Raw genomic sequence first — 18755 nt, 5'->3', positions numbered from 1 at the left:
AAGCACTCACAAATTGTGAGTGCTTTTTCTTTGAAAAAATACAAGATAAAATTATGTTAAAAATAAAAGTTTATTACACATGTTTTATACTTTAGAATGAAGAATTTAGGAATGTTAAAGCGTTAAACTATGTCAAAGAAGTACTTGATTACAATAGTTTTTACACTACTATCAATTATATCTTATCCTCAACAGAAAAAGAGCCTATCTCATAATGATTACGATTTATGGAAGCGTATTTCAAATGTGAATATTTCAGAAAGAGGAAATGTAATAGTATCTGAGGTAGAGGTAACAACCAAAAGAGGAGATGGTTATATCGAAATTTATAATGTAAATAAAGGAACTAAATCTAGATTTATAAATGGATATGAATCCAAAATTAAAAAAGATGAAGCTTTTATTTTTTTTAAACAAAAACCTTTATATGAAACTATACGAAGTGAAAAGAAAAAAGGGCTTAAAGATGAGAAATTAAGTAAAGACTCTTGGTATATATTTGATGTTAGACGTGATAAAATATACGATTCTATACAAAATGTTAAATCATATGCAATAACAGAAAAGGCACCTTATAAAATTGTAGTTGAGAGTATTTTTAAGAAAGATGAAACCAAGGATTCTGTTGATAAGAAAAAAACAAAGGCATCAAATATATTATTAGTATATGATCTTAAAACAAAGAAAAAAGATACTATATACGATGTAAAAGAATATAAGTTAGCAGAAAAAGCAAATCAGTTTTATTACACCATTAAGAAAGGAAAAAAGAAATCTAGAGATAATGGAGTTTTTAAATATGACCTTATAACAGGAGGTCGTACTTTAATTGATTCTACACAATATTTATATAGTAATCTATCGACTGATAAATTAGGCAAACAATTAGCTTTTCATGCTGTTAAAGATTCTGTTGCAGAGGATTCTTTAAAATACGCACTCCATTACTTTAATGGTAGAGATCTTAAAAAAATAAAAATAAAGCAATCACAAAAAGAAATTAGTCAATATAAGACAGCATTATTTGCGGATAAAGGAGATCGTTTATTTTTCTATATTAAAGATATAAGTAGACATAAAAAAGATACTACATTATTAGATGAAGAGATTCCAGAAGTAGATGTTTGGAACTGGAAAGACAAATTGATACAACCAGAACAAAAATCAAAAATAAAATCTTTAAAAGAGAAATCGTTTTTAGTTAGTTATGATATAGATAAAGGAAAGTATGTCATATTAGAAGATGATGCAGTAGAAAACTTAAGATTTGACAAACGAAAAGAACCTCAATTTTTAATAGGAGAAGATGAAAAACCGTATGGATATGAAAGATCATGGGATTCTCCCTGGGTAAAAGATTTTTATAGTGTAAATATAGCAACGGGACAAAAGAAATTATTAATAAAAAAAGGAGGCGAAGATCCTATAATTTCACCAGATCAAAAACATGTTGTGTATTATGACAGATATAAAAAGAATTGGTATGCAATTGAATTAGCATCAGGTAAAACCTATGATTTGACATCAAAAGTAAATGTGTCATTTTATAATGAAGATCATGATGAACCATCATTACCGTGGTCATATGGTTATGCAGGTTTTGATAAAAATGGTAATGTTTTATTAAGAGATAAATATGATTTATGGAGTATATCATTAAAAACATATAAGATTACGAGATTAACAAAAGATGGTAGAGAAAATGAGATAACGTATAATACGTTGAAACTGGATGAAGAGAATCCTTCTCTAGCAACATATATTGGTAAAGAATTACTACTTGTAGGGTATAATCATAAAACAAAAACAGATGGAGTTTATGGATTAAATAAAGGGAAGAAAGTAGAAAAACTGAAATTAGGAGAGTATCATTTAAGAGGTTTTAAAAAAGCAAAAAATAAAGATGTATTTGTATGGAACGCTCAAAATTTTACTACTTATCCAGATGTACAGCTTACAACAGATTTGTTTAAAACAACAAAGAAAATTACTAATGTAAACCCTCAACAGACAGAATTTAAATGGGGAACAGCAGAATTGTTTAAATGGAAAGCTTATGATGGAAAAGAGTTAGAAGGAATAGTATATAAGCCAGAAAACTTTGATGAAACCAAAAAATATCCATTGATTACATATTTTTATGATAGAAATTCAGATAATCTTACAATATATTCTTCTCCTAGACCAAGTGCTTCTATCGTGAATCCAGCATATTTGGTAAGTAATGATTATATTATGTTTGTGCCTAATATTGTTTACAATTTGGATGGGAAACCAGGAGAGAGCGCATATAATTGTATTGTATCTGGAGTAGAAGCATTAGAGCAAAAAGGATATATAGATACAAATAATATAGGAATTCAAGGGCAGAGTTGGGGAGGTTATCAAGTAGCGTATTTGATTACCAAAACCAATAAATTTAAAGCAGCTATGGCCGGTGCTCCTGTGAGTAATATGACATCTGCTTATGGAGGTATAAGATGGCAATCTGGATTGAGTAGAGAGTTTCAATATGAAAAAACACAAAGTCGTATAGGTAAGAACTTATGGGAAGGATTTGATCTTTATATAGAGAATTCACCATTATTTAAAATTCCAAACATACAAACCCCATTATTAATGATGCATAATGATAATGATGGAGCAGTACCATATTATCAGGGAATAGAGATGTTTATGGGAATGAGAAGACTGCAAAAACCAGTTTGGTTGTTGGTTTATAACAATGAAGCTCATAATTTGAGAAAAGTAAAAAACAAACAAGATTTATCTATACGAATGATGCAGTTTTTTGATCATTATTTAAAAGGAGAACCAGCTCCCAAATGGATGACAAAGGGTGTGCCTAGAGTAGATAAAGGAATTAATCATGGATATGATTTAGAAAGAGAATAATAAATCAAAAAGAGCTACTTAAATCGTTAAGTAGCTCTTTTTGATTATTGGTGTAACCAGGCATTTCGGTTATTACGTATAGCTTTTCTTACCTTTATATTATCATCTTCAAAGAGTGATAATGTGTAGGTAGGATTGGTATCAAGAGTAATATTAACTTGATGCTCTTTTCCAAATCGTTGATAAGTAAGGTTAATAACATCTTTAGGCTTATATTGCTGTATTATAGAAGCAACAGTAATTTCGTCATCGAGCTTTTGTTGATCAATAGCTATAATAATATCATTCTTATTTAAACCAGCACGGTATAGGGGTGTTCCTTTTTTAGGATTTTCGGTTAATGTGTTTTCAGAAATACCATTACCTAGATAAGCCAGATGAGTATCTTGTGTTAAAGAAATCCCCATAAATGCCAATAAACGTTTATAATCAGGAGTAGCACTCTTGTATATATATTGATTAAAGAAGTGATCTCCAAAATCTTTTCCAGCATATTGATTTAACGAATAATGTAAGTCTGTAATAGTATAAAGTTTTTCAGATTTACCATAGGTATCCCAAATAAGCTTCATATAATCATCAAGATGTAATCCTTTTTCTCGTAAAGAAAGATCTAATGCTAGCCCCAGAATACTACCATAAGAATAATAAGAAATAAACATATTTTCTCTATTTACTGGGTCAATAGATGTAGCAGCGTCTACAAAAGGAGCTTGATAGCTCATTTCTATAGGATTAAAATATTGTCTAGCAGGAGAATTCCAAACATGATTATAAATGCGAATTATACTTTGTACATATTCTTTGGGAGTGATGATTTTTGCACGACAAAGAATGAGGTTGGTATAGTAACTGGTAAAACCTTCGGCAAACCAAAGTTCACCACTCATATTAGCTTCTTCAAAATTAAAAGGTTCTAATGATTTAGGTCGTATACGTTCTACATTCCAAGAATGAAAAAATTCGTGAGAAACTGTTCCGATATTTTTTTGAGCACCCCCATCTGCCAAAGCCAGAGGATTGGTAAGAATAGTAGAATTGCGGTGTTCCATACCGTCACGACTTGCATTAGCAATATAACAACCTAAAAACGTATATTCATTAAAATCAAAATCAGGAAGTTCGCCAAAAACTTCTTTCTGTTTAAGAACAATTTTTTTAACTTTTTCAAAATAAGCGTCAAATTCAGCTTTAGTACCAGCATGATGTAAAGCAAAATTTATGGTGTATTTTTTCGCATTCGAAGTTACTTCAAATGAACGAACTTGATGATTGCTTACTTCAATAGGACTATCCATAAAGTAAGCAAAATTAGGGGCATAGTATGTGGTGTTTTTTAAATGCTTTAATTGTGTAGCAACGCGCCACTTAAGATCTTTTCTAGCTTGAATATCAATTTCGATAGATCTTTCGGTCATACTTGGAGCATACATAAATGTAGCTGGAATATTGAGATGAGCATGAGTAAGATCAATTTGAGAATAGGTACCATCTGCCCTATCTGCAAATAAGGTATACGAGATTGATACAGTTCCGTCATGTCCTGTAATATCCCATTGATAAGGATTAGTTCGTGTGATTTTTAGTGGTTTTCCTTGACTGTCTTTTGCTGTAAAATTATAAACATTTTTTGCAAACTCATGTATCGCATAACGACCAGGAGAAGTTCTGCTCATACGCACAGAAAATTTCTGCTCTTTTATATCAGGGAAAGTAGCACTAATTTCTGCTTCATGTTGTACAGCATTAGGAAAAGCTATCGTATAAGTATTGGATTGCCCAAGAGAGGTCAATGTAAAAAATAAAGCAACAATAAAAATTCTCATGAAAAAGGATTATAAAATAATAAACTCAAATATAAATATTATACTTGAGTTTATTGTTTATCAATTAAAAAGCAATAAAATGATTAATATAGTATTGATTTTTGGATTAAAATGTATTTATTAAAACCTATAGTTTTGATCGATTACCTAATTCATCAATACTGTAAAATTGATTGTTAATTTTGAGAAGACCTTTTACAAGACCATGTTCTTTGTTATTAGGATGTTTTAAGTCTATAGCAATTACCGTATTCTCATAAAGAGAAGAAATTTCTTTAACAGGAGTATGACCTACTACAATATGATCTATCTTATAATAATTTGTAATAGCATCTACTTCTGATTGTGGTAGGTTTTCTTTAAAATATCCACGATACCAGAATGGCCCTGCATTACTAGAAAATACACCTTTTGCACGATCATTCTTGATGATTTCTTGATTCGATTTACCATAATAGGCCCTTGCTAAATCATTCATTTCTTGTAAAGAAAAATGATCATCAACAAGTCGTTTACTCAATCCACCATGAGTATACACTGTATTTCCAATTTTTTCTACACAGTTTTTAGTGCGTAACCACCTTCCTAATTCGGTGTTCTCACTATAGAGCTCTTGTGTCTTTGTATCTAGTTTTAAAGCTAGTTCTTTGTATTTATTTCTTACATATCGATTATCTCCATTAAGATTCATGATTTCGTGATTCCCTACAATAAAATGTACCATACCATTATGAGCTTTCGCTTGACGATCTAGATCATATAAAAGCCACAGTACAGCTGTAATGTTTGTACCACGATCAAAAAAATCACCTACCAAAACAAGATGACCAGAACCATAACTCCATTGATAGTTGTTATCCATAACACCGCTACCAATTAAAAACTGTTTAAGTGCGTAAAAGTTTCCTTCGATATCAGAAATAGCGATTAACTTTTCTGGTTCATTATAAGCCGTATTAGGGATATATAAAGAGTCTTGTAATTGAACCGTAAATTGATCCTGAGAATTATTATCTACCATAACGTTAAGAGGGGTATTCTTATTAGTAAGTATAGAAGATGTTACTTGAGGAGTATTATTTGTAGTAACTACAGCAATGTTTTCAATAATATTATTATCGCGATAAAAAAGGTAAGGTCCATCTATAGCTAATTCTTCTTTATACTCTAAGTTTAGTGCTTTTAAGATGATTTTGGAATTTCGTTTTTTAGCATAGTCAAGAATAGTAAAATTACTATCTAGTTTTTTATGAATGTCACCACCTAATGCGATTAGTTTTTTTAATCCATCTCCGTTTTCATATTTAATAGCATATAGAAGAGCATTTGCACCGTCATCATTTTGAAGATTAACATTAGCTCCGTGTTTAACTAAAAAAGGAATGAGATCATTTCTATGATATTTGGCAGCATACATTAATGCATTTTTTCCACTGCCATTAGGTTGATCTATATGAGCTCCTTGTGACAATAGAAACTGAATAAAAGAAGTAGAAGAATTTTTTTTAATGGCATAGGTTAATAAGGTATAGCCATTATAATTAGCATTGATGTCATGATCTTGTTTTAGAAAAGTAGTAATAGTTTGTGTATCATCGTTTGCTACAGCTTCTAAGATTTCAGGAGTTTTTTGAGCACATGATAACTGAATTAAAAAGCAGAAAAGAAGATATAATTTTTTCATAATAAGTAGATAAAATAAAGCAATAGTATACTAGGGTCAATTCAAAAGCATGAACTGACCATTAAGGTTTAGGATAGTATAATTTTAGATAAAAACTATAGTAATAACTATAGCGAAGAGAAGTAATCAATCAAAGCTTGTTGCTTATATTTTTTTGCATAATCAAGAGCAGTCCTTCCTCTTTCGTTTTTAGAAGTAAGAGAAGCTCCATGAGCGATAAGCTTTTTTGCAAAGTCAAGTTTTCCGTATTTGGCAGTATACATTAAGGGAGTTTTTCCTTTACAATTGATTTCGGGATCTACACCTTTTTTTAATAAAAGATCAAAACAAGCTGTACTATTCGCTTTTATAGCTATAGATAATAAGGTATAAGCCGAATTCTTAAATTCGTAACAAGTATTGATATTGTCTTTGGTCAATACTTTTTCTAAAGCAGCAGCATCGTCATTTTTGATAATGGTAAAAAATTGCTCAGATAATTGTTGAGCGCCTAAAAAGCTACTAAAAAATAGCATTACATATAATGTGATAGTTTTCATGATAGAATAAATTAAAAAGGTGATTAAATATTATGTAGTGTATTCTAGAATATCTGCAGGTTGACAATTAAGTTCTTTACAAATAGCTTCAAGAGTAGAAAAACGTATAGCTTTGGCTTTACCAGATTTTAGGATAGAAAGATTAGCAGTAGTAATACCAATCTTTTCGGCAAGCTCTTTACTTTTCATTTTCCTTTTAGCAAGCATAACGTCAAGATGTACAATAATAGGCATAGTTAAATGGTTAAGTCGTTTTCTTCTTGTAATCTGTATCCAAGTTTAAAAATTGCAGCAATAAAAGCAGCAAAAATTCCTAAAAAAACATGTAATAATCCACTAATAAGATCATCTGTCGATATGTGATGGGTAGCAATAGCCCCAATGATTAGGTATAAAAGAGGTACAATGAGATTAAGTATTGTAAAGCGCTTTAAAAATACAATGGCATTTTCTGTAAATAACTTTTCTGCTTTAAAGGTTTTAAATAGTTGAGTCAATAGATAAAAAAAAGCCGAGTAAAAAAGAAAAAAAGCAATAATAGCAAGTAATGTAAGAGGATGGTTAATCCCTTTTATTACAGAACCGGTAAACGGAATACTAACTTGAAAATAATCCCCATTTTCTTGAGTAAATTGATTTGTAATTAAAAGAATGCTTAAAATTATGGTAAAAATAAAATATCCCCAAAATGAAATGGTTGATACATAAAACAACAAAGTTGAAACAGATTTTTTTCCAAACATTTTCATGATATGATACAATGTGTTTAATTAGTTTGACAATGCAAATATTATAAAAATTATCGAAAAACAATAATTAATTATTTTTATTAGGTAATTTTTAACAACAATAGAGTACTTTTTGAAACATGTGTATTACAAATTTAAAGAGTACCTTTGTATGCAGAAAGGAAAAGGATTGTATGCAAAACTTACCAGAAAAACTACTTAAAAAGATACAATTAAGAGAAAAGTCAAATATCTTAAGAGCATTACCCGAAACAAGAAATGGTGTAGATTTTATATCTAATGATTATTTAGGTTTTTCAAGATCCGCAGCAATGTTTAAAGCGGCAAAAGAAGTCTTAAAGACATATGATATACAAACAAATGGGGCTACAGGATCAAGATTGATTTCTGGTAATCACAAATTGTATACTGTAGTAGAACGTGAGTTGGCACGATTACATAATATAGAAGAAGCGTTACTTTTTAATTCGGGATATGATGCTAATCTAGGCTTCTTTTCTTCGGTACCGCAAAAAGGAGATTGTGTTTTTTATGACGAACTTATTCATGCCTCAATACGAGACGGAATGCAGATGAGTTATGCAGAAACATATAAATTTAAGCATAATGACCTTCAAGATTTAGAAGTAAAATACAATAGGCTTAAAGCCAAAGGAAAAATAAACGGAACGATATATATCGTTACAGAAAGTGTCTTTTCGATGGATGGAGATACACCTGATCTAGAAATGTTGACAAGCTTTTGCGAAAGCAATAAATGCCTACTTATTATAGATGAAGCCCATGCCGTAGGAGTTTTTGGAAAGAATGGTACAGGATTGATTCAAGAAAAAAAACTAGAAGAAAAAGTCTTTGCTAGAATAGTGACTTTTGGAAAAGGATTAGGCTGTCATGGAGCAGCGATTTTAGGGAGCAATGCATTAAAACAATATTTAATCAATTTTGCACGTAGTCTTATTTATACAACAGCCTTACCACCACATGCTCTAGCAAATATATGGGTAGGATATAAAAAACTAGCAAGAAGAGAAGATGTTGAAGCGCTGCAGGATAATATCAAATTTTTTAAAGCTCAAATAAAAAAACATAAGCTAGAGGCATTTTTTATACAAAGTGATTCGGCGATACAATGCTGTTTGATTCCGGGATATAGTAAAACCAAAGAAATTGCAGCACAATTAATTAACAAAGGATATGATGTAAAAGCAATAGCTTCACCTACAGTGCCTAAAGGACAAGAGCGATTGCGATTTTGTTTACACAGCTATAATTCGGTACAAGAAATAGAAGAAGTATTGCGACTACTTGCTACATTTGTATAAGATTAAGCTGAAGTTTAAACTTATGGGAAAGCAAATTTTTATAACAGGAATAGGTACAGATGTAGGAAAAACAGTAGCCTCTGCTATTGTAGTAGAAGCACTACAAGCTGATTATTTTAAGCCAGTGCAAGCTGGAGATTTAGAATTTTCTGATACAGATAGAGTACAATCATGGATCAGTAATACCGAATCTAAATTTTATCCCAATGCATATGCGTTACACACACCAATGAGTCCACATGCAGCTGCAGCTATAGATAAAGTAACGGTATCAACAGAAAAGATTAAGCTGCCAGAAACTACCAAGGATTTGGTAATTGAAGGAGCCGGCGGAATCTTAGTGCCGTTAAATGATACAGAAACTATTTTGGATATTATTAAGCCATCATATAAAGTGATAGTAGTGTCCAGACATTATCTAGGGAGCATTAATCATAGCTTACTTACGATTAAAGCATTGCAGGAAAAAGGGTGTGAAGTTTCGATTTTATTTAATGGAGAAGAACATCCTACAACAGAAGAAATCATTGTGAAAATGACTGGCGCTAAGGTTATAGGGCGAATTAATGAAGAAACACAAATCACAAAAGAAGTGATAAAGCATTATGCCGAAAGATTAAAAGAAAACTTGGTCTCGTTATAATTAATAAAAAATGACATTACAAGAAAGAGATAAAAAACATCTGTGGCATCCGTTGACACAACATAAAATTCACCCAGATGCCTTACCTATTGTAAAAGCAAAAGGAGCTTTGTTATACGATGATAAAGGAAAAGAATATATAGACGGAATAGCTTCGTGGTATACAGCAATGTATGGTCATTGTAATGATTATATTTTAAATAAAGTCAATGAGCAGATGCAAAAACTAGATCAAATAGTTTTTGCAGGATTTACTCATGAACCAGCTATCAAATTATCTGAAGAGTTGATTAAAATATTACCTCAAAATCAAGAGAAAATATTTTTTTCAGATAATGGATCTACAGCAAACGAAGTCGGAATTAAAATGGCATTGCAATACCATTTTAATAAAGGAGAAAAAAGAAATGTTATCCTAGCTCTAGAAAATGGGTTTCATGGAGATACTTTTGGTGCTATGTCAGCATCAGGATTAGATGTGTATAATGGTCCGTTTGAAGATTTTTTTATTGCGGTAAAACGTATACCAGCACCAACCCAAGAGAACATAGAAGAAGTATTGTCTTTGGTTAACGAAATCATTACAACAAATAACGTAGCTGCATTTATCTATGAACCATTAGTTCAAGGAGCAAATGCTATGCATATGTTTGATGCAGATAGTCTTAACGAAGTTCTAAAATTATGTAAAGCAAATCAAATACTAACGATAGCAGATGAGGTGATGACAGGTTTTGGTAAAACAGGAACACATTTTGCTTCAGAACATATAGAAACAAAACCAGATATCATTTCACTATCCAAAGCACTAACTGCAGGATTTGTACCTATGGCAATTACTAGTTGTACGGTAGATGTCTATAAAGCCTTTCTTGATGATACTGTAGGGAAAGCATTTTTTCATGCTCATACGTATTCTGCAAATCCAATAGCTTGTAGTGTAGCTGTAGCAGCAATAGCGTTATTACAGTCAACAGAAATTCAAGATAATATACATAGGGTAATAAATGCGCACCAAGAGTTTGATATGAAGATTACATCACACCCGAAAGTGAAAAGTACACGACAATTAGGTGTGATTTATGCATTAGATCTTAATATAGAGATGGATCGATACGGAAAAAAACGTTACCAAATCTTTAACCACTTTATGGATAGAGGAGTGGTGTTAAGACCACTAGGTAATACTGTTTATATTTTACCACCCTATGTGATTACATCAAGCGAATTACAAAAAATATACGATACTATAGAAGAACTACTGGAGGTCGTTTAACGGCACTTCGGTAGTTTCTAATAAATTGATTTCTTGACCAGAATCATCAATAATAACATGAATATCTTGATAATCCCAAGTAGCATCACGTTTTTCTCCTTCGATATATAAAGTAGCTTCACCATTAGGACCTTCTATAGGAATAGATAGATTTACAGTACCATCACCATTATTTAAAGATATTTGTCCTTGAGGTATTCCAGATGTTTCTATAGGTTCACCTAAAATGGAAATAACTTGCTCATTTTTATTCACTTTATCAAGCGCATCTTGATAAGGACTAGATTTTGTAATCAAAGTACTTACACCAAAAATAACAGAGCCTAAAAAGACTATAAATAAAATAATAATAGTTAAACAACCACCAGTGGGAACAACCCACATCCAATTTCTTCTAAACCAACTTTTTTTCGTTTCCTGACTTTCCATATATAAAAAATGTTTTAAGAGATTTCTTAATAATATGTAGCTATTTAAAGTTATATGTTACAAAACATAAAGTAGTTATGTCGAAATATAAGACAGATGAAAAAAAATAGAATAAAGTTGAGCAAAGTATAGCAATACTGTACATTTGTCCACAAAAAGGAGAATCATTGCAAGAATTAATTTCTATTACTAGTATATCCTCAATTTCAGCTCTTGGAGCTCATAAAGATGATATATGGAATGCATATCAAAAAGAAGAACATTGTATCACAAATGAAATATTTGAAGATATAGCAACACCTGTAGCTAGGCTTACAGCTATAGGAAAAGAAGAAATAGCCCAATTAAGAGTAGAAAATACCTCGTATAAAAACTTAGATGATTCGGTTTTATATGCGATATATACAGCAAGAAAAGCAGTAAAAGATGCAGGGTGGAATCAAGAAGTTGATTTCGGAATTAACTTTGGTTCTTCTAGAGGTGCAACGTCACTTTTTGAAAAATATCATGAAGAGTTTTTAAAAGAAAGACGTTCATCAACACTAAGTTCTCCTACAACTACATTAGGAAATATCTCTTCGTGGGTATCACATGATTTGCAACATCAAGGCCCAGAGATTAGTCACTCGATTACATGTTCTACAGCATTACATGCATTGATTAATGGTGTGGCATGGCTTAAATCGGGCCTAACAGATAAATTCTTGGTAGGAGGGAGCGAAGCACCATTAACCCCCTTTACTATTGCACAGATGAAAGCCTTGAAGATTTATGCCAAAGTAGTAGAAGAAGGTTTTCCGTGTAAGGCATTAGATTTAGAAAAATCAAAAAATACCATGTTTTTAGGAGAAGGAGCAGCGGCTGTTTGCCTAGAGAAAGGAATAACAGAAAAATCTTTGGCAATAATAAAAGGTATAGGCTATGCGACAGAACCTTTAAAACACAATATTTCTATTTCGACCAATGCAGATTGCTTTCAAAAATCAATGAAGATGGCAATGAAAGATACTGCATTAGATGAGGTAGATGCTATCGTTATGCATGCACCAGGAACGATTAAAGGAGATACATCAGAGTATAATGCTATTAAAGAAGTATTTGGAAACGAAATTCCAGCCATAACTACCAATAAATGGAAAATAGGACATACTTTTGGTGCTAGCGGAATCTTAAGTTTAGAATTGGCTATATTTATGCTTTTAAAGCAAGAATTTATAGCTGTTCCTTATATTAATAATACAACAAAGAGCGTAAAAAAGATTAACAAAGTAATGGTAAATGCTGTCGGTTTTGGAGGAAATGCTGTTAGTATCTTATTATCCAAAATATAAAGCATACCGTTTAATTTGTTATTTTTGAAATACTAATTTTTCAGCTTATGAGCGAAACAAGACATAATTGGACAAAAGAAGAAATTCTAGAAATATATAATAAACCATTGATGGAGTTGTTGTATGAAGCAGCAACGATACATCGTCAATCACACGATCCTAATGTAGTACAAGTATCTACATTATTATCAATAAAAACAGGAGGATGTTCTGAGGATTGTGGATATTGCCCTCAAGCAGCAAGATATCATACAGGAGTAGAAGGAGATGATTTAATGGGAGTTTCTCAAGTAAAAGCTCAAGCACTTAGAGCAAAAGCTTCTGGAAGTTCTAGAGTATGTATGGGAGCTGCCTGGAGAAATGTAAAAGATGGACCAGAATTTGATCAGGTATTAGAAATGGTACGTACGATTAATAAACTGGATATGGAAGTATGTTGTACGCTAGGAATGCTTACAGAAAACCAAGCAAAACGTTTGGCAGAAGCAGGATTATATGCTTATAACCATAACCTAGATACATCTGAAGAGTATTATAAAGAAGTGATTTCTACAAGAGGATTTGAAGATCGTCTAGAAACTATAGATAATGTACGTAAAACAAATGTTACTGTTTGTAGTGGTGGTATTATCGGTATGGGAGAATCACTAGAAGATAGAGCAGGAATGTTAGTAGCTTTATCTACACTTAATCCACAGCCAGAATCAGTGCCAATCAATGCCCTTGTAGCTGTAGATGGAACACCGATGGAAGATGAAAAACCAGTTGAAATCTGGGAAATGATCCGTATGGTGGCAACAACTAGAATTGTAATGCCAGAAACACAAGTGAGATTATCGGCAGGTAGAACGCAAATGAGTAGAGAGGGACAAGCGATGTGTTTCTTTGCAGGAGCAAACTCTATTTTTGCAGGAGATAAGTTATTGACTACGCCTAATCCAGATGTAAGCGAAGACATGAAAATGTTTGAAATGCTAGGATTAAAACCGCAAAAACCATTTACTAAGCGAGTACAACCGCAAACGGTAGAGGCAACAGAATCTCAATACGAAGCTATGGGCGAAAAACCAAAATGGACAAGACCAGAGCACAAGATTGAGCGTAATGAAGCTGCAAAAGCTAAAGCAAAAGAAATAAGACAAGAAATTAAAGAGAACGAATCCAAGATAGTAGAAGAAGTAAAATAATTTAAAGCACAGGATTAGTTATTTTGGAATTGAATTTAGAACAAATACCAAGAGTAAAGAATATATCAAAAGCAACATTCTTAAAAAACTATTTTAAACCGCAAAAGCCAGTAGTAATTGAAAATCTTATCGAGGATTGGCCCGCGTATACAAAATGGAGTTTGGATTATATTGAAGAATTGGCAGGAGATAAAGAAGTACCCTTATTCGGAAATCGACCTATAAGCTCAGAATATAAATTTAATGAGCCACATGCTAGGATGAAGATGAAAGAATATATTCAATTACTTAAAAGTGGTCCTACTGGATATAGAATATTCTTATATAATATATTAAAGGAGGTTCCGGCTTTACAAAATGACTTTAAATATCCGGATATAGGATTAAAACTGTTAAAGAAATTACCTTTTCTATTTTTTGGAGGAGAGAACTCAAAAGTGTTTATGCATTATGATATTGACTATGCAAATATTTTGCATTTTCACTTTGAGGGAGAAAAGCAATGCATCTTATTTCCACCATCAGAAACTAGATATTTATACAAAATACCTCATGCGTTAATCTCTCATGAAGGTATTGATTTTGAAAATCCAGATTTTGAGAAATGGCCTGCATTAGCTCAAGCAAAAGGGTATATAGCCAATTTAAAACATGGTGAAGTTTTATATATGCCAGAAGGCTATTGGCATCAGATGACTTATATTACACCAGGATTCTCTATGAGTATACGGTCAGTGCCTAAACAGTTTTCAAACTTAAGCAAGGCAGTATATAATCTGGTAGTGATGCGTCATTTTGATAACTTTATGCGAAAGATAAGAGGTGAAAAATGGATGCTATATAAAAATAGCAAGGCTATAACAAAAACTCATAAAAAGAATAATATTTCTTTGAACTAAAGAAATTAATATATCGTTTAATAGTAAAACTCAGTGTCATTATGATGCTGAGTTTTTTTTATGAGTTTATAAGTGAATAGTGAGAAGTTTGTCTGGTTATCAAATATGTGTTAGAAAATAGCTAAATTAACTCGTGATAGTATTTTATAAAAACTCATTATGAATGTTATAAGTAAACTTCCATTAAAAAAGATTGGAATAGCCATAATTGTTCTTCTGAACATAAGATGCACGAATAAAAGTGATATAAAAACATTTTCTACAAAAGGAATTTTTAATGGGCTGTATACTGTTAATTATAAAGGATATGATAAAGAATATGTATGGATTTTTACAGAAAATATTCGTTATATGTTATATCCAACTACAAATTCAGAGTTTTTAAATCCATTAAAGAATATAGGTTATGAAACCCCAACTCATTATTATGTTAAAAATAATAATTTTTATTCTTGCGGAATAGAGTCTAATATGAAAGCGACGCCATTAGATAAATGTAAAAAAGAGAATTACGCTCCAAGGTATAATATTATAAGTATAGATACTATATTAGAATATTCATCTTATGAGTATCAGAAAATTGTTTTAAAAGATCACCTTTCAAAATCAAAAGAAAGAATAATATTAAAAAAACAACTTTAACCACAATCAATTCAAAAGGATAGAATGTAAAACTTTTCGATACAATCTTTTCATTATCATTATTGTTTATTTGGTATTCAATAATGACCTATCGAAAATATAGCGTAAAGTTTGCAATGAAAGAAGCGTAAAAAAGTTTTCACTGTTTGAGCGATAGCGAGTTTGAAAAGTTTAGTTTCCGAATATAAAACTTAGCTATAGTTTCGTAAGCCTAGACATTTTTGGTTCTTTTTACGGTGATGGTAAAAAGAATATGCCTAATCAATCTAAAATGTTTTTATGTAAATAGTAGTTCGAGGCAAGAGATGAGTTGTCATCTCGGCAAGTTCGATGACCATCATACCCGTAGCCTGAGTCTTGTCGAAGGCTATTTCTCTAATTTCTAAATTAGTCATGGCATTTTTGAGTTAAATCTAAAGTCAACAATCGATATTCGTTATTCTTATCCCCAAAACCAATGATCAAAACCATCATTATAGAGGATAAAAATAATCACCTATCATAACTACTTTTGTAATAACAAGTGCAGTAAGTTATTATAATATTAAAAATAGCCCTACTCTAGGAATAAAAATCAGATCAGAACAATAATCATGAATTTATCAGAAAAACTATCTAGAATTCTTCGTTCAAAAACTAACTTGAATGACGAGCAACTTGAACAAATGACAGAACGAGAGGGCTGGGCTGTTGTTTATTCTCTTCGTTCCCAGAAAACTAAAGAAAAGAAGGTTGAAGTCTGCTTTACTGGATTTTCTCCTGCTGATAAAAAAGAATTAATTCAAATCGCTAATGACAATAATATTCACGTTGCTAAAAGTGTAACTAAAGGATTAATGTTTCTTTGTTGTGGTGGGAATGCTGGGCCTTCAAAAATGACAAAAGCAGAAAGACAAGGGGTTAGATTGATTGACAAAGAGACATTTTTTAACATACTCGAAACAGGAGAAATACCTATTATTGACTCAGTATGTAATAAATAGAGCTCGGTGATTTGCGAATATAGACGCCTTCCTAAATGGAATAAAGAGATTTAAAAAGAAGAAATGAGATTATAAGAAGCGGCATTGAATCTAAAAGAGAAAATTTTTAAAAAATATAATGATTTCAGTTTACTTGAAAATAAAACTGAAAAAGACACCTTACGCTTTGAAATTAAAACAATGATATCAGAGCATTCCAAATTAGATACTAATTGTTATTATTTACTTGGGCTTGTAGATTATGAATCAGATGACTGGGAGGAAAATATAGAGATCATAATTGAAAATTTTAAAAAAGCAATAGAATTAGATAAACACAACTTTTTAGCTCAATTGTACTTGGCACATTGTTATCACGATTTGAATAAATTGGAATTGGCTTTGGAAAATTACAAGAAGGTTGATAAAGAAGAACTAAAGAAATTTCAAGTATGGAGATATACAAAATTGATTGAACAAATTGGATATTGTGAATACAAACTTGGAAATAAAAAAATAGGAGAGAATTATTTTGAGGAAGTTTTAGAATGGTACAAAAAACTTCCAGAAACTGATAGAGTAGTTCCAACAGAATTGATCACATGTTTACCAAAAAATCATTGGATTGTAACCGAAATGAAAAAGATTGAAACCTATTTGAAATAAAATTTTATACTACACTAGAGTCTATGAAAAGCCATAATTGAATTGATTGATATAAATAAAATAGATAAGAATAAAAAGCTGGACTATCTAAAATATAGCGTAAAGTCAACTAATGATAGAGTTAGGTAGTCTTTGAGTCAATTCGACTTCTTTCAGTGACCGAATTAATCAAATCAGCAATCGTTATTCTTGTATTCTATATTCATTATTCATGATGACCCTTTTGGTTCTTTTTATGGCGATGGTAAAAAGAATATGCCTAATCAATCTAATTTTTTTTAGTGAAGAGTGATTAGATATTAGTTAATGAGTGAGTTAGTTTTTGAGTCTTAAATAAACAATCTAAAATAGAATTAGAAAAAAATAAGATTTAAAATATATAGTCTCATATGTATAATAAATACATACTAGTAAGAAAAATTATCTGTGAATATAAACTGATAAATACTATTATTTTCCATTATGCTTTTACCGTAAAAAAAATATTACTATATTGAAGCTCATTCAATAACATATTAAAACTTACATTTTATGAACTTAAACAAGTTTTCTAAGTTTAAGCTTAGCAAGGAGTCATTATTAGAAATTAATGCAGGTGGTCATGGTTTAGTAATTTGTGCTAACGGAGAATCATTTAGTGGATCTGCAGAATCTGAAGAATCAGTAAATACTGGAGGTGCACGTTGGTGTCGCGATAGAGGTGGCGCTAGACTTACTGTTTTTCTACCTTCATAATTAATTGACTTTTGCTAAACGCTATAAACAGATAAAATAGAGCTTAGTTTTATTATATGCTCTTTATAATTTATGTTTACAAACATTCATCTTTCTAATTGTAGCGTTTAGCAATCAATATATACTCCATATACAACTTGCCAATGCTGCTGCAAAATTGGCTATCTTACCAATAAATACGAAAATAGAATCCTCATCTATCCCATATAGTTTTATAAGTTATACCCTTATTTTATACTTGTTTAAATTTTAAATCCGTTTACCAATTTCTATTTTTTGCACATTCACTCTAATTCTGAATGCTTACTGTTCATCTCGGCAGGCTCGATGACCAGACAAGCTCGATGACCGAAGTAATCTAAAATGTAAAATACTAAATGTAAAAGGAAAGTAAACAAGAAGCAAATAGAAAATTTAGAAGATTTGTAAAACAAAAAAATAAACATAATAGAGAAGAAGATTTGCCTAATTTAAGAGAAGTCTCATATGTTTATTATATGGCATTAAAAAATGGAAGAATTAAGAAGATATTTGATTGAGAGATTATCTAGAGATGGGAAAATCGAAGAGTTAAAAAGGAATCTAAATACCGGATATACACAAGAAGAAATTAATATAGCTCTTGGAAATGCTATTGCGTATTCTCATATTAAAATTGCTAAATACTTAATATCAAAAGGAGCAGATATTTCACATTGGAATTTTGATGGAGTTTATTATTCTGTTCATAACAATGAGATAGAAGGACTAAAATTTGCAATCAAACAAGGAGTTGATGTTAATGTGAACAGGGGACAATTGTTAAATACAGCAATAATTACTGCATATAATACTAAAGATTTTACGATATTAAAATATTTACTTGCAAATGGAGCAGATACTAAACTTTTATCTAAAGAAACAATAGACTCATTTGGAACGGATGAAATAAAAAATATAGTAAAAAATGCTAAATAATAGTAGTGACTAT

18 protein-coding genes are annotated in these 18755 nt (G+C 31.0%); 12 read left to right on the top strand and 6 right to left on the bottom strand.

Annotated elements, in window-relative coordinates:
- The first annotated feature begins 129 nt into the window (after positions 1–129).
- Positions 130–2895 (top strand): S9 family peptidase, encoded by a 2766-nt coding sequence (locus ACYEKI_RS04925; RefSeq protein WP_459210058.1) that lies wholly within the window; start codon positions 130–132, stop codon positions 2893–2895.
- A gap of 44 nt (positions 2896–2939) precedes the next feature.
- On the opposite strand, the gene ACYEKI_RS04920 is transcribed toward ACYEKI_RS04925, so the two are convergent.
- The 5 genes from ACYEKI_RS04920 to ACYEKI_RS04900 form a co-directional block, all read right to left on the bottom strand.
- Entirely contained in the window at positions 2940–4721 is a 1782-nt protein-coding gene (locus ACYEKI_RS04920; protein WP_459210057.1) for a M61 family metallopeptidase, read from the bottom strand.
- A gap of 127 nt (positions 4722–4848) precedes the next feature.
- Entirely contained in the window at positions 4849–6405 is a 1557-nt protein-coding gene (locus ACYEKI_RS04915; protein WP_459210056.1) for an ankyrin repeat domain-containing protein, read from the bottom strand.
- 107 nt (positions 6406–6512) lie between these two features.
- Entirely contained in the window at positions 6513–6944 is a 432-nt protein-coding gene (locus ACYEKI_RS04910) for an ankyrin repeat domain-containing protein (RefSeq protein ID WP_459210055.1), read from the bottom strand.
- A 30-nt stretch (positions 6945–6974) separates the two neighbouring features.
- Positions 6975–7178, bottom strand: coding sequence for a helix-turn-helix domain-containing protein (locus tag ACYEKI_RS04905; protein WP_459210054.1), 204 nt, complete (start codon positions 7176–7178; stop codon positions 6975–6977).
- Positions 7179–7180: 2 nt separating this feature from the next.
- A complete protein-coding gene (locus ACYEKI_RS04900) occupies positions 7181–7687 on the bottom strand; it encodes a DUF2975 domain-containing protein (RefSeq protein ID WP_459210053.1) in 507 nt (168 codons plus the stop codon).
- Between the two features lie 179 nt (positions 7688–7866).
- Between ACYEKI_RS04900 and ACYEKI_RS04895 the strand changes: the two genes are divergently transcribed.
- Genes ACYEKI_RS04895 through bioA form a run of 3 tightly spaced genes read left to right on the top strand, consistent with a single transcriptional unit; the run spans position 7867 to position 10934 of the window.
- Positions 7867–9015, top strand: coding sequence for an aminotransferase class I/II-fold pyridoxal phosphate-dependent enzyme (locus ACYEKI_RS04895; protein WP_459210052.1), 1149 nt, complete (start codon positions 7867–7869; stop codon positions 9013–9015).
- Positions 9016–9037: 22 nt separating this feature from the next.
- Positions 9038–9658: a dethiobiotin synthase gene (bioD, locus tag ACYEKI_RS04890; protein ID WP_459210051.1), complete on the top strand. Its 621-nt coding sequence runs from the start codon at positions 9038–9040 to the stop codon at positions 9656–9658.
- 10 nt (positions 9659–9668) lie between these two features.
- Positions 9669–10934: an adenosylmethionine--8-amino-7-oxononanoate transaminase gene (gene bioA, locus ACYEKI_RS04885; protein WP_459210050.1), complete on the top strand. Its 1266-nt coding sequence runs from the start codon at positions 9669–9671 to the stop codon at positions 10932–10934.
- Here bioA and ACYEKI_RS04880 read toward each other — a convergent pair.
- Complete coding sequence (locus tag ACYEKI_RS04880) at positions 10917–11363, bottom strand: cytochrome c oxidase assembly factor Coa1 family protein (RefSeq protein WP_459210049.1); 447 nt, start codon at positions 11361–11363, stop codon at positions 10917–10919. The two genes, bioA and ACYEKI_RS04880, sit on opposite strands and share 18 nt — an antisense overlap.
- 167 nt (positions 11364–11530) lie before the next feature.
- On the opposite strand from ACYEKI_RS04880, the gene ACYEKI_RS04875 reads away from it, so the two are divergent.
- The 8 genes from ACYEKI_RS04875 (at position 11531) to ACYEKI_RS04840 (ending at position 18742) form a co-directional block, all read left to right on the top strand.
- Positions 11531–12694: a beta-ketoacyl synthase N-terminal-like domain-containing protein gene (locus ACYEKI_RS04875; RefSeq protein ID WP_459210048.1), complete on the top strand. Its 1164-nt coding sequence runs from the start codon at positions 11531–11533 to the stop codon at positions 12692–12694.
- A gap of 47 nt (positions 12695–12741) precedes the next feature.
- Entirely contained in the window at positions 12742–13881 is a 1140-nt protein-coding gene (gene bioB / locus ACYEKI_RS04870; RefSeq protein WP_459210047.1) for a biotin synthase BioB, read from the top strand.
- A 23-nt stretch (positions 13882–13904) separates the two neighbouring features.
- Complete coding sequence (locus tag ACYEKI_RS04865; RefSeq protein WP_459210046.1) at positions 13905–14780, top strand: cupin-like domain-containing protein; 876 nt, start codon at positions 13905–13907, stop codon at positions 14778–14780.
- 159 nt (positions 14781–14939) lie between these two features.
- Complete coding sequence (locus ACYEKI_RS04860) at positions 14940–15422, top strand: hypothetical protein (protein WP_459210045.1); 483 nt, start codon at positions 14940–14942, stop codon at positions 15420–15422.
- Positions 15423–16015: 593 nt separating this feature from the next.
- Positions 16016–16405, top strand: a complete 390-nt coding sequence (locus tag ACYEKI_RS04855; RefSeq protein WP_459210044.1) for a BRCT domain-containing protein — start codon at positions 16016–16018, stop codon at positions 16403–16405.
- Positions 16406–16489: 84 nt separating this feature from the next.
- The gene (locus ACYEKI_RS04850) at positions 16490–17050 is read left to right on the top strand and encodes a hypothetical protein (RefSeq protein WP_459210043.1); all 561 of its coding nucleotides are present in this window, start codon (positions 16490–16492) and stop codon (positions 17048–17050) included.
- Between the two features lie 531 nt (positions 17051–17581).
- Complete coding sequence (locus ACYEKI_RS04845; RefSeq protein ID WP_459210042.1) at positions 17582–17785, top strand: hypothetical protein; 204 nt, start codon at positions 17582–17584, stop codon at positions 17783–17785.
- A gap of 510 nt (positions 17786–18295) precedes the next feature.
- Positions 18296–18742, top strand: a complete 447-nt coding sequence (locus ACYEKI_RS04840) for a hypothetical protein (RefSeq protein WP_459210041.1) — start codon at positions 18296–18298, stop codon at positions 18740–18742.
- The last annotated feature ends 13 nt before the right edge of the window (positions 18743–18755 follow it).

This window comes from Aquimarina rhabdastrellae (assembly GCA_947387485.1).
Taxonomy (GTDB): Bacteria; Bacteroidota; Bacteroidia; order Flavobacteriales; family Flavobacteriaceae; genus Aquimarina.
This window is presented reverse-complemented; position numbering and strand designations above follow the sequence as displayed.